The 11,437-nt window shown below is 41.5% G+C and carries 14 protein-coding genes; 13 read left to right on the top strand and 1 reads right to left on the bottom strand.

Going from position 1 to position 11,437, the window contains the following annotated elements; translation table 11 throughout:
• The first annotated feature begins 90 nt into the window (after nt 1–90).
• Nucleotides 91–807 (top strand): YebC/PmpR family DNA-binding transcriptional regulator, encoded by a 717-nt coding sequence (locus PAN07_RS06915; RefSeq protein WP_269797556.1) that lies wholly within the window; start codon nt 91–93, stop codon nt 805–807.
• A 50-nt stretch (nt 808–857) separates the two neighbouring features.
• On the opposite strand, the gene PAN07_RS06920 is transcribed toward PAN07_RS06915, so the two are convergent.
• Nucleotides 858–1,562 (bottom strand): CD20-like domain-containing protein, encoded by a 705-nt coding sequence (locus PAN07_RS06920; RefSeq protein ID WP_269797557.1) that lies wholly within the window; start codon nt 1,560–1,562, stop codon nt 858–860.
• A gap of 189 nt (nt 1,563–1,751) precedes the next feature.
• Between PAN07_RS06920 and PAN07_RS06925 the strand changes: the two genes are divergently transcribed.
• The 12 genes from PAN07_RS06925 (at nt 1,752) to PAN07_RS06980 (ending at nt 11,437) form a co-directional block, all read left to right on the top strand.
• Nucleotides 1,752–2,213 carry a MarR family winged helix-turn-helix transcriptional regulator gene (locus tag PAN07_RS06925; protein WP_269797558.1) on the top strand — a complete coding sequence of 154 codons (462 nt, stop codon included), beginning with the start codon at nt 1,752–1,754 and terminating at the stop codon, nt 2,211–2,213.
• Complete coding sequence (locus tag PAN07_RS06930) at nt 2,197–3,966, top strand: ABC transporter ATP-binding protein (RefSeq protein WP_269797559.1); 1,770 nt, start codon at nt 2,197–2,199, stop codon at nt 3,964–3,966. The genes PAN07_RS06925 and PAN07_RS06930 overlap by 17 nt, the downstream gene beginning before the upstream one ends.
• Nucleotides 3,956–5,716: an ABC transporter ATP-binding protein gene (locus PAN07_RS06935; RefSeq protein ID WP_269797560.1), complete on the top strand. Its 1,761-nt coding sequence runs from the start codon at nt 3,956–3,958 to the stop codon at nt 5,714–5,716. The genes PAN07_RS06930 and PAN07_RS06935 overlap by 11 nt, the downstream gene beginning before the upstream one ends.
• A gap of 99 nt (nt 5,717–5,815) precedes the next feature.
• Nucleotides 5,816–6,319: a phosphatase PAP2 family protein gene (locus PAN07_RS06940; RefSeq protein WP_269797561.1), complete on the top strand. Its 504-nt coding sequence runs from the start codon at nt 5,816–5,818 to the stop codon at nt 6,317–6,319.
• 118 nt (nt 6,320–6,437) lie between these two features.
• Nucleotides 6,438–6,884: a LytTR family DNA-binding domain-containing protein gene (locus PAN07_RS06945; protein WP_006151361.1), complete on the top strand. Its 447-nt coding sequence runs from the start codon at nt 6,438–6,440 to the stop codon at nt 6,882–6,884.
• A 4-nt stretch (nt 6,885–6,888) separates the two neighbouring features.
• A complete protein-coding gene (locus tag PAN07_RS06950; protein WP_269797562.1) occupies nt 6,889–7,563 on the top strand; it encodes a hypothetical protein in 675 nt (224 codons plus the stop codon).
• Nucleotides 7,564–7,668: 105 nt separating this feature from the next.
• Nucleotides 7,669–7,857, top strand: coding sequence for a 50S ribosomal protein L28 (gene rpmB, locus PAN07_RS06955; RefSeq protein WP_001140948.1), 189 nt, complete (start codon nt 7,669–7,671; stop codon nt 7,855–7,857).
• 152 nt (nt 7,858–8,009) lie between these two features.
• Nucleotides 8,010–8,375: an Asp23/Gls24 family envelope stress response protein gene (locus PAN07_RS06960; protein WP_075565532.1), complete on the top strand. Its 366-nt coding sequence runs from the start codon at nt 8,010–8,012 to the stop codon at nt 8,373–8,375.
• Between the two features lie 2 nt (nt 8,376–8,377).
• Nucleotides 8,378–10,042, top strand: coding sequence for a DAK2 domain-containing protein (locus PAN07_RS06965; protein WP_269797563.1), 1,665 nt, complete (start codon nt 8,378–8,380; stop codon nt 10,040–10,042).
• 126 nt (nt 10,043–10,168) lie between these two features.
• Nucleotides 10,169–10,375: a hypothetical protein gene (locus PAN07_RS06970; RefSeq protein ID WP_025170070.1), complete on the top strand. Its 207-nt coding sequence runs from the start codon at nt 10,169–10,171 to the stop codon at nt 10,373–10,375.
• Nucleotides 10,372–10,566: a hypothetical protein gene (locus tag PAN07_RS06975; protein ID WP_006154913.1), complete on the top strand. Its 195-nt coding sequence runs from the start codon at nt 10,372–10,374 to the stop codon at nt 10,564–10,566. Before PAN07_RS06970 ends, PAN07_RS06975 begins: the two co-directional genes overlap by 4 nt.
• Nucleotides 10,553–11,437, top strand: coding sequence for an ABC transporter ATP-binding protein (locus PAN07_RS06980; protein WP_269797564.1), 885 nt, complete (start codon nt 10,553–10,555; stop codon nt 11,435–11,437). The genes PAN07_RS06975 and PAN07_RS06980 overlap by 14 nt, the downstream gene beginning before the upstream one ends.

The raw sequence follows: 11,437 nt of genomic DNA on the forward strand, positions 1-11,437 counted from the left end.
TTACAAAAGAAAAATCTATTTCCTCTAGTGAAAATCGACTAGACTTGTGTTATAATAAGAAAGATTAAAATGTGAAAAAGGAGATTCCTAATGGGACGTAAATGGGCCAATATCGTAGCTAAGAAAACGGCTAAAGATGGAGCTAACTCTAAAGTATATGCAAAATTTGGTGTAGAAATCTATGTAGCAGCTAAAAAAGGTGATCCAGATCCAGAATCAAACTCAGCTTTGAAATTCGTTATCGACCGTGCTAAGCAAGCACAAGTGCCAAAACACGTTATTGATAAAGCAATCGATAAGGCAAAAGGGAATACAGACGAAACCTTTACAGAAGGACGTTACGAAGGTTTTGGACCAAATGGTTCAATGCTCATCGTTGATACCTTGACTTCAAACGTTAACCGTACAGCTGCCAATGTCCGTGCTGCTTTTGGTAAAAACGGTGGAAACATGGGAGCTTCAGGTTCTGTGTCTTATCTCTTTGACAACAAAGGTGTTATCGTCTTTGCAGGTGATGATGCAGATGCGATCTTTGAGCTTTTGCTTGAAGCAGATGTTGATGTAGACGATGTAGAAGCAGAGGAAGGAACAATCACTGTTTACACAGCTCCAACTGATCTTCACAAGGCTATCGTTGCTTTGCGTGAATCTGGTATTGAAGAATTCCAAGTAACTGAATTGGAAATGATTCCTCAATCAGAAGTTGAGTTGTCAGGCGAAGATTTGGAAACTTTTGAAAAACTTTACAGTGTTCTTGAAGACGACGAAGACGTACAAAAAATCTACACAAACGTAGAGGGATTCTAATAAAAAAGCGAGCAGCTATTAAGTCTGTTCGCTTTTTTTGATATTTGAACTTAGACTCTAGTTACAGGATCGTTTTGCTGCTTGCTTTTTTCTAGACCTAGACCGACTGCATGTTTTTGGACGAGCAAGAGCTGTCCATTGTCTTGTTTTGCAAAAGTTAAGGTAACAGTCTTGATCTTGTCTCCAATGGAGATATAGGTGATTTTTCTCGTATCGTATCCTCCGATAGTGGAGTCAAACTCGGAGTCTGGTAGTCCGTGTTTTTTGATAATATCCTTGTAGTTGGTACCACCTTTTCCTTTGTTGTCAAGGACACCTTCGATTAAGGCATCGAACTGTTCTTGGGTCCAGGTGAAGGTATCGTCTTCTTCCTCCTCGGGGATGGAATAGGCGCTATCATCTGTCAAATCGCTTTCTTCTTCGCGTTCCATTGAGGAACTTGCCTCTCTATAGGAACGGTTAAACTCCCTTGCAAAATCTTTGTAAACATTAGCGTACAGTACCTGAGTCGTAAAGAAAAGTACAACAGAAGCAACTGCAAGGGATGTTCCGATAATGGCCATTGTTTTTCGTTTTTTGAGGTTGACGATAAGGCCGATAATCCCCAAGATAAATGCGACGATAGCGATGAAAAATGATAGATAGTTAATAAATGGAATCCAGGACCCTAAAAGTGCGATGGCTCCAAAAATGGTTGCTAAGATTCCTAAAACTCTTTGTTCTTCTGGTTTCATTTGAAAGTTTTCTCCCTTCATCGAGTGAATGGATTTCTATCCACAGTAGTTAGTGCTTATTATAGAAAAAATATTGCCTAATGTCAATTTAGACTAAAATAGTTCTCATAGAAACTTTTTTCTTGACATCTTTTTTGAAAATGATAAAATAGTTCTCATGGAAACTTAAATGTTCTTATGAGAACTATTTTTACTTAGAAGGGGGAAATCATGGATAAACCGATGTTGGTCTTTAAACGTTTTGGTCATCAGATTCACCTCATGGTGAAACAGGAAGCCAAACGTTGTGGTATTGAAGTAATGGGTGGGCCACAAGGTCAGGTTCTTCGTTTTTTAGATCGTCGTGAGCAGGATCAAGAATTGACACTCATTAAGGATATTGAACAAGAACTCAATGTCACCAAGTCAGTTGCTAGTAATTTAGTGAAGCGTATGGTGCAAAATGGTTTGGTAGAGTTGGAGGCAAGTCCAAGTGATAAACGAGCAAAATTTGTTCATTTGACTGAAAAATCTCGCTCTCAAATGAAGCAGGTCAAGTCTTTCTTTGATCGAATTGACCGCAGTTTACTCGATGGAGTATCTGAAGAAAAACTAGCTATTTTTGAGGAAGTCATGGCTCAACTACAAGCCAATGTAGAAAAAATAGGAGGGGAAGATGAAGAAACTCGCTAAGCGTATCACAGGAAAAGAGTGGGGAATGATTCTCTTGACTGTACTCTTTACATGTTTCTCGGTCTATCTAGAGTTAGAAGTACCGACTTACATTTCAGAAATTACAGCATTACTTGGGACACCAGGGACTCAGTTGGATGCACTTTGGTCACCAGCCATTAAGATGATGGGCTTGTCACTCTTAGCCTTTCTATCATCTGTCACAGTTGGATTTTTTGCCGCTCGTGTTGCAGCGTCTTACACAACTCATTTACGAAGCGATATTTTTCATCGTGTTCTAGATTTCTCGCAGACAGAGATTAAACGTTTTTCAATCCCAAGTCTGTTGACTCGGACGACCAATGATATTACGCAGATTCAAATGCTCTTTACGATGGGGCTCCAAGTGGTCACTCGTGGTCCTATTATGGCTATCTGGGCCATTGGAAAAATCCTTGGCAAATCTGAGTACTGGCTCTGGGCAGTAGTGGTTGCTGTTATCGTCAATGTTCTGATGACAACAGTTCTCATGACTCTGGCCTTTCCAAAACAATCTGTCATCCAGAAATTGACAGATAAACTCAATAGTATCACTCGTGAAAGCTTGACAGGGATTCGAGTGGTTCGTGCTTACAATGCTGAGGATTATCAGGACGAGAAATTTGAAGAAGCCAATGAGGAAGTCACTCGTCTCAATCTCTTTGTCAATCGATTGATGGCTATTATGAATCCTATTATGATGGCGATTTCGAGTGGCTTGAGTCTAGCTATTTACTGGATTGGTGCCTATATCATCAATGATGCTAGCCTGACAGACCGTCTACCACTCTTTAGTGATATGGTGGTCTTCATGTCTTATGCCATGCAGGTCGTGATGGGCTTCTTGCTCATGGGTGCTCTCTTTATCGTCCTTCCTCGTACCTTGGTTTCTGCAGGACGTATCAATCAAGTGCTAGACTTGCATTCTTCTATTGAAAATCCTAGTCAACCACAGACGGCAGATTCATCTATTCAAGGTCAAGTGGAATATCGTGACGTAACCTTCCGTTACTCTAAAAACTCAGAAGCGGTTGTGGAGCATGTCACTTTCAAGGCAGAAGCAGGGCAAACCATTGCTTTTATCGGATCGACTGGTTCTGGTAAATCTACTTTGGTCAACCTTTTGCCTCGTTTTTATGACGTTTCAGATGGAGAAATCCTAGTCGATGGTGTCAATGTGAAAGATTACGACTTGGAAGATTTGCGTAATAAAGTTGGCTATATCCCACAAAAAGCAGTCCTCTTTTCTGGAGATGTTAAGGGCAATCTCGACTTTGGTAAGAGTCAAGAAACGCCACTAAGTGAGACTGCCATGTGGCAAGCTCTGGAATTGGCCCAGTCTAAAAGCTTTATCGAGGACAAGGAAGCAGGCCTAGACTCCGAAGTGGCCCAAGGAGGTACCAACTTCTCAGGAGGACAAAGACAACGTTTGGCCATTGCACGCGCCTTGGCTCGTAAGCCAGAAATTCTTATTTTTGATGATTCGTTCTCGGCTTTGGACTATAAGACAGACCGTATCTTACGCCAAGAACTAGCTGAAAAAACACAATCCATGACCAAGTTGATCGTTGCCCAACGCATTTCAACCATTATGGACGCAGACTTGATTTTAGTCTTGAATCAAGGTAAAGTCGTGGGACAAGGCACCCACAAGGAACTTCTTGCAAGCAATGAAGTTTATCAAGAAATTGCCTATTCACAACTATCGAAGGAGGAATTGGAACATGGAAAATAAGAAAATGTCCTTATGGAAACAATATAAACCTTTTCTAGCAGGTCTCCAACTTCCCCTACTAATCGCAGTTGTGGCTTCTATATGTTCAAGCATCATTACGGTGTATGGACCAACCAAGATAAAAGAAATTACCAACTTAATCTCAGATGGCTTAATGACAGAGATTGACCTAGAGGCTGTCTCAAGTATTGCTAGCTTTTTGGTTATCCTTTATGTGATTGGGATTATCCTTAACTATATGCAAGCCTATATATTTTCAACTAGTATCCAACATTTCTCAAAACGTTTGCGGACAGCTATTGCTGAAAAAATCAATCGCTTGCCTCTAGGATATTTTGACCGTCATTCACAAGGGGACACCCTTTCTCGTGTGACCAATGACGTCGATACGGCCGCTCAATCTCTCAACCAAAGTTTGGGAACAGTAATCTCAGCTAGCTTCTTACTGATTGCTGTTTTGATTACTATGTTTGGGATGAACTGGATTTTAGCACTGGTAACCGTTGTTTCAACCCTTGTAGGTTTTGCTGCGGTTTCAGTGATTATGGCTAAGTCACAGGGTTACTTTAAAGCCCAACAAAATAATTTAGCAGCCGTAAACGGCTATGTGGAAGAAATGTACTCTGGCCACAATGTGGTGACCAGCTATAATGCTGTGGATACCACTAAAGAAAAATTCGCAGGCTTGAACCAGAATCTACATGATAGTATCTGGAAATCTCAGTTTATTTCTGGTATCATGATGCCTGCTATGTTCTTTGTCGGAAACTTTAGTTATGTTTTGGTTGTTATCGTCGGTGCCGCTTTGGCTCTTGAAGGCCATATCAGTATTGGGATTATCGTAGCTTTTATGGTTTATGTTCGTACCTTCTCACAACCCTTATCACAAATTGCTCAAGGGATTACCAGCTTACAACAAGCCAGTGCAGCTATGACCCGTGTCTTTGAATTTCTAAGTGAAGCTGAGATGGAAGACGAATCTCATAAGGAAAAACAATTGTCTGGTATGAAGGGTGAAGTAGTCTTTGACAGAGTTGCCTTTGGCTACACACCTGAGCGAACCATCATTCATGACTTTTCTGCGACAGCTCATGCAGGGCAAAAGATTGCCATTGTTGGGCCGACTGGAGCTGGTAAGACTACTATTGTCAACCTCTTGATGAAGTTCTATGAGATTGATAAGGGAAGTATTCGCATCGATGGTGTGGATACAAAGAAGATGAAACGCTCGGAAGTGCATGATGCCTTTTCAATGGTCTTGCAGGATACTTGGCTCTTTGAAGGAACCATTCGTGACAATCTTATCTACAATCAAACTGGTATTAGTGATGAGCGCGTGATTGAAGCTGCCAAAGCAGTCGGAATCCACCACTTTATCACAACTTTACCAGATGGATACGATACCGTCTTGGATGATACAGTGACCCTGTCAGTCGGGCAGAAACAGCTCTTGACCATCGCTCGTGCCCTTCTCAAGGATGCACCTCTCTTGATTCTGGACGAAGCAACATCCTCAGTCGATACTCGTACGGAGGAGTTGATTCAAAAGGCTATGGACCGTTTGATGGAGGGACGCACATCCTTTGTCATCGCCCACCGCTTGTCAACCATCCGCAATGCTGACTTGATTCTGGTCATGAAAGATGGAAATATCATTGAGCAAGGCAATCATGATGAACTGATGGCTCAAGGTGGTTTCTATGCTGGCCTCTACAACAGTCAATTTACAGAAGATGAAGTAGAAGAATAAAACCAAAGAAGGCTTGACGGCCTTCTTTTTCTACACTATACTAGAGTAGGAGATGCTAGTAGGCTTCTTGTGTAAAATCTAAAAATAACGAGAAAATATATGAAAAACTATCAAGAGTGGTACGACAAGAGGAAATCAAGTCTTCTTCGACATCCACAACTATTGCAATTGATGCGAGTTTTTAATCGCATGATGACAGTTCTGATGCCCTTGGCATACTTGACCTTGTTGGGGACAAGCTTTATGAGCAAGGGATTGGGGAAAGAATTTGCCACCTATATCTTAGTGCCAGCTTCTGGCTTTGTCCTATTGACGCTTATTCGCAAGTGGATCAATCAACCACGTCCTTACGAGTCTTGGGAAATTATCCCGCTACTGGACAAGGACAGTTCTGGCAATTCAATGCCCAGTCGCCATGTTTTTTCAGCAACCATCATTTCCATGGCTTGCTTACATGCAAATCTGCCTGTGGGCTTGATTTTATTGGCATTATCAGCTCTTCTCGGTCTGGTGAGGGTCTTAGGAGGCGTTCATTATCCCAAGGATGTTCTAGCAGGCTATGCCTGTGGACTCCTCTGGGGAATTCTCTTCTTTATTTTGTGAAAAGCAAAGCAAGTGAGCTTGGCCTCGTAACCACTTACGGGTCAAAAGTGACCACTTGCTTTTTTGCCCTTGTAAAGTCTTCTGGGCTTTGGTATAGTAGATGCAGAAAGGAGATAGGATGAAGTTACGAATCGAGATTGATAGTGAATTAACTGAGACAGAGATTGTCATCAAGGCTGCAGCCCTGACAGATGAAATAGCTGATTTGCAACGACTCTTGCAAGAAACCAAGGCTCCTAGGTTGATTTTTTATAAGGGGACGGGGGAGTATTACTTAGACTTGTCAGAAATTCTCTTTTTTGAGACGGAAGGCAACAAGATCTACGCCCATACCCAGAAAGAAGCCTACGAGGTTCGACTCAAACTTTATGAGTTAGAGGCTATCCTGCCTCGCTATTTCAGTCGGGTATCCAAGTCGACCATAGCCAATCTTCGGCAGGTCTACTCGGTGGACAAGTCCTTCTCAGGGACAGGTACTATTTCCTTTTATCAGACCCACAAGGAGGTTCACGTGTCACGGCACTACCAATCCCTCCTAAAAGAAAATCTAAGAAACATGAGGTAAGAACATGAAAAAGAAATCATTTGGTATTGTGTTGCTAGTATTGGCAGCCTTAATATTATTACAAGGTAATTTTGGAATTCCTTCTTTGGGAGGGGAAATTTGGCCCTTGATAGGTATTGCCTTTTTTGCCTATCAATCAGTTGAGGCAATCCTTCGTCGTCATTTTACTTCAGCATCTTTTACGGCTCTAGTAGCTTTATTGATAGCTAATCACTTTTATGACATTTTACCGATTCCCAATCAGTCATTGTTCTGGGCAAGTATTTTAATCGTAATGGGTGTCAGCGCACTCACTCATTCTAACAGAACTTGGAATGGGAAAAAATGGTGGTATGATGGTGAAAAGACCATCCTTACAGATAAGGAAGTTGCATTTGGTAGCGGGACTTTCTACAAGCAAGATCAAGAATTGGTAGAAGACGAGTTTGAAGTCGGTTTCGGAAATGCCAAGATCTATTATGATAATGCAGAGATGTTAGGTGATACCGCAACCTTAAAGATAGAAGTCGGATTTGGGAATGCAGTCATATATGTCCCTCAACACTGGAGAGTCGATCTAAAGGTAGAAACTTTTTGTGGTGCAGCCAAGGCAGATGCTTCAGTAGCTCCTACAAGTAAGACCCTGATTGTCCGTGGAGAGGTGGCTTTTGGAAAACTAGAAGTTGTCTATGCTAAATAAAAAAATCTTCCAATTCCCTTGCCAAAATGGAGAAAGTGTGATAACATAGTACGGTATGTGGTGCTAGCACATCCGCTATATTAGATCTAATAGGAGGAAAACACAATGGCTAAAGTATGTTACTTTACAGGTCGTAAGACTGTATCAGGAAACAACCGTTCACACGCGATGAACCAAACTAAACGTGCCGTAAAACCAAACCTTCAAAAAGTTACTGTTCTTATCGATGGTAAACCTAAAAAAGTTTGGGCTTCAGCTCGTGCTTTGAAATCAGGAAAAGTAGAACGCGTTTAATAAAGAAACAAAGACCTTTGAGGTCTTTTTCTTTTGCTCTAAGCCTAAAACCATTTGAAAAATCAAGCAAATATCCGGTGAGACAGCATTCTGCTTTTACAGTTGGGCTGAAATATGATAAAATAGAGTATCAACTAGTTGAGGTAAAAAAAATGACTGTAAAAATTAATACAAAAGATGGTCAAATCGAACTGACAGATGATGTGATCGCTACTGTTGTAGGTGGTGCAGCAACTGAGATTTTTGGTGTGGTCGGTATGGCTAGTAAAAATGCCCTCAAAGATAATTTCCAAGCCCTTCTTGGTAAGGAAAACTATTCTAAAGGTGTAGTTGTTAAAGCGGCTGAAGATGGTAGCATTGCAGTTGATGTATACACTGTCTTGAGCTACGGAACAAAAATCAGCGAAGTATCAAAAAACATCCAAGAGCGTGTACGTTTTAGTTTGGAAAATCAACTTGGAATCACTGCTCAGACTGTGAATGTCTTCATTCAAAATATCAAAGTTGCAGGAGAATAATCGTGTCAAATATTACTACAAGCTTATTTCAAGAAATGGTCCAGGCTGCTTCTACTCGATTAAATAAGCAAGCCGAATATGTCAATTCATTAAACGTCTTCCCAGTTCCAGACGGAGATACAGGAACAAACATGGGAATGACTATCGAAAATGGTGCCAAAGAAGTAGCAGACAAACCAGCTTCAACTGTTGGTGAGGCTGCAAGTATCTTGGCTAAAGGTCTTTTGATGGGTGCGCGTGGGAACTCTGGAGTTATCACTTCTCAGCTTTTCCGCGGATTTTCACAAGCCATCAAGACAAAAGAAGAGTTAACAGGAAAAGACTTAGCTCTTGCCTTCCAATCTGGTGTTGAAGTAGCTTATAAGGCTGTTATGAAACCTGTTGAAGGAACTATCTTAACTGTATCACGTGGTGCCGCCATCGGTGCTAAGAAAAAAGCTGAGCAGACAGATGACGCAGTTGAAGTGATGCGTGCAGCCTTGGAAGGAGCTAAAGCAGCCCTTGCTAAAACTCCAGAAATGCTTCCAGTCTTGAAGGAAGTTGGCGTTGTGGACTCAGGTGGTCAAGGTTTGGTCTTCATCTATGAAGGATTCCTTTCAGCTCTTACTGGTGAATATAGCGCTTCTGAGGACTTTGTAGCGACTCCAGCGAATATGGGTGAAATGATCAATGCAGAACACCATAAGTCTGTTGCTGGACATGTGGCAACAGAAGATATCACTTTTGGTTACTGTACGGAAATCATGGTTGCCCTTAAGCAAGGTCCAACTTATGCTAAAGAGTTTAACTATGATGAATTCCGTAACTACTTGAATGACCTCGGGGATTCTCTACTTGTTGTCAATGATGACGAAATCGTTAAAGTTCACGTCCATACAGAAGATCCAGGTCTTGTCATGCAAGAAGGTCTCAAATATGGTAGCTTGGTCAAGGTTAAAGTCGATAACATGCGTAACCAACACGAAGCACAAGTAGAAAAAGAAGCTCAAGTCAGCAAGCCAGCTGAAGAAAAAGAATATGCCCTTATCGCAGTAGTAGCTGGTCAAGGATTGGCAGATATCTTCCGTGCTCAAGGTGTGGACTATGTCATCGAGGGTGGACAAACCATGAACCCTTCGACAGAAGACTTTATCAAGGCTGTTGAGCAAGTTAATGCTCGCAACATCATCTTCTTACCAAACAACAAGAATATCTTCATGGCAGCTCAATCTGCAGCTGAAGTATTGGAACAACCAGCTGTTGTGGTAGAAGCTCGTACCCTTCCTCAAGGATTGACTAGCCTTCTAGCATTTGACCCAAGCAAGACTATCGAAGAGAATAAAGAACGTATGACTGCAGCTCTCGGTGATGTGGTTAGCGGTAGTGTAACAACAGCCGTTCGTGACACGACTATCGATGGTCTAGAAATTCACGAAAATGACAATCTTGGTATGGTAGATGGTAAGATCCTCGTATCAAACCCTGACATGCACCAAACCCTGACTGAAACCTTGAAACATATGTTGGATGAAGACAGTGAAATCGTAACCTTCTATATCGGTGAAGATGGAAGCGAAGAATTGGCTAACCAAATCGCCCAAGAAATCGCAGAAGAATTCGAAGATGTTGAAGTAGAAATCCACCACGGTCAACAACCAGTGTATCCATATCTCTTCAGTGTGGAATAAAGAATGAAATAAATAGAAAAAGAAAGTTGAGAAATCAACTTTCTTTTTTTGTGACATTTGTCATATTTCCTCATGACAGAAGCTTCTAGTGATTCTACCTTCAAAGAATTATACTAGATGTATCAAATGGAGGAAGAAAAAATGAAACATAAAGTAATTGTAGCAATGAGTTTAGTAGCAGCAGGAGTCATGACTTATCTCATGTTTTCAGGATTGGACGAAGGCTTCTATCATTTTCCTTGGGAGCTATTTGCAGGATTTGGTATGATGTCTTGGTTGATCCGAGAAGGTTTGAAATTGGTCTCAGATGTGAAAAAGGAGTTTGAAAAATGAAAAAAGCGATTCTCTATCTTTTTATTGGACTATCACTAGTGGTATGGTTGGTAGAAATGTTTACAGGTTGGTTTGACCAAGCCTTCCTTCACCAAGCCATTCGCGGTGCCTGGGGTTTAGGATTTATGATTTTTATCGCCTTTCCTATGGGAAAGGAGTGGCTGAAAGGAGAATATCATGAACATGATTAAGGTAGAAAGCCTAAATAAAAACATCAAGGGCAAGGCTATTTTGAAGGATATTTCCTTTGAGGTAGCTGAAGGTGAATGCGTCGCCTTGATTGGACCCAATGGTGCTGGAAAGACAACACTCTTGGACTGTTTGCTTGGAGATAAACTGGTCACAAGCGGCCAAGTATCCATCCAAGGCTTGCCAGTGACGAGTTCTCAGTTAGACTATATTAGAGGCTACCTCCCTCAAGAAAATGTCATTGTTCAGAAATTAAAGGTTAAAGAGTTGATTGCTTTCTTTCAAAGCATTTACCCAAATCCCTTGAGCAACCAGGAAATCGATCAACTATTGCAGTTTGACCAGCAACAGAAAGAGCAATTTGCAGAAAAATTGTCAGGTGGGCAAAAGCGTCTCTTCTCTTTTGTCTTGACCTTGATTGGGCGACCAAAGCTTGTCTTTTTAGATGAGCCAACTGCTGCCATGGATACCTCTACTCGTCAACGTTTTTGGGAAATTGTTCAGGACCTAAAAGCGCAGGGAGTCACCATTCTCTATTCGTCCCATTATATCGAAGAGGTAGAGCATACGGCAGACCGAATATTGGTCTTGAATAAGGGAGAGTTGATTCGTGATACGACACCTCTAGCCATGCGCAGTGAGGAGATTGAAAAGCACTTCATTCTACCTCTGGCTTACAAGAAAGTCGTTGAGCAGTCTAACTTGGTTGAAAACTGGTCACAAAAACAAGATGCCCTGCAAGTAGTCACACGTGAAGCGGATGCTTTCTGGGAACTGTTAGTACAGGCAGGCTGTAGGATTCAAGAAATTGAAGTCAATAACCGTAGCTTGCTAGATACAATCTTTGAAGAAACACAAAAGGGAGATGACTAA

It is taken from the genome of Streptococcus sp. SM5 (assembly GCF_027497975.1).

Bases quoted from the DNA above. Each gene is read 5' to 3' on its own strand.
- PAN07_RS06915 (WP_269797556.1), top strand. From the start codon at position 91: ATGGGACGTAAATGGGCCAATATCGTAGCTAAGAAAACGGCTAAAGAT.
- PAN07_RS06945 (WP_006151361.1), top strand. From the start codon at position 6,438: ATGAAGTTACGAATCGAGATTGATAGTGAATTAACTGAGACAGAGATT.
- PAN07_RS06930 (WP_269797559.1), top strand. From the start codon at position 2,197: ATGAAGAAACTCGCTAAGCGTATCACAGGAAAAGAGTGGGGAATGATT.
- PAN07_RS06925 (WP_269797558.1), top strand. From the start codon at position 1,752: ATGGATAAACCGATGTTGGTCTTTAAACGTTTTGGTCATCAGATTCAC.
- PAN07_RS06940 (WP_269797561.1), top strand. From the start codon at position 5,816: ATGAAAAACTATCAAGAGTGGTACGACAAGAGGAAATCAAGTCTTCTT.
- PAN07_RS06975 (WP_006154913.1), top strand. From the start codon at position 10,372: ATGAAAAAAGCGATTCTCTATCTTTTTATTGGACTATCACTAGTGGTA.
- PAN07_RS06935 (WP_269797560.1), top strand. From the start codon at position 3,956: ATGGAAAATAAGAAAATGTCCTTATGGAAACAATATAAACCTTTTCTA.
- PAN07_RS06960 (WP_075565532.1), top strand. From the start codon at position 8,010: ATGACTGTAAAAATTAATACAAAAGATGGTCAAATCGAACTGACAGAT.
- PAN07_RS06950 (WP_269797562.1), top strand. From the start codon at position 6,889: ATGAAAAAGAAATCATTTGGTATTGTGTTGCTAGTATTGGCAGCCTTA.
- PAN07_RS06980 (WP_269797564.1), top strand. From the start codon at position 10,553: ATGAACATGATTAAGGTAGAAAGCCTAAATAAAAACATCAAGGGCAAG.
- rpmB (WP_001140948.1), top strand. From the start codon at position 7,669: ATGGCTAAAGTATGTTACTTTACAGGTCGTAAGACTGTATCAGGAAAC.
- PAN07_RS06970 (WP_025170070.1), top strand. From the start codon at position 10,169: ATGGAGGAAGAAAAAATGAAACATAAAGTAATTGTAGCAATGAGTTTA.
- PAN07_RS06920 (WP_269797557.1), bottom strand. From the start codon at position 1,562: ATGAAGGGAGAAAACTTTCAAATGAAACCAGAAGAACAAAGAGTTTTA.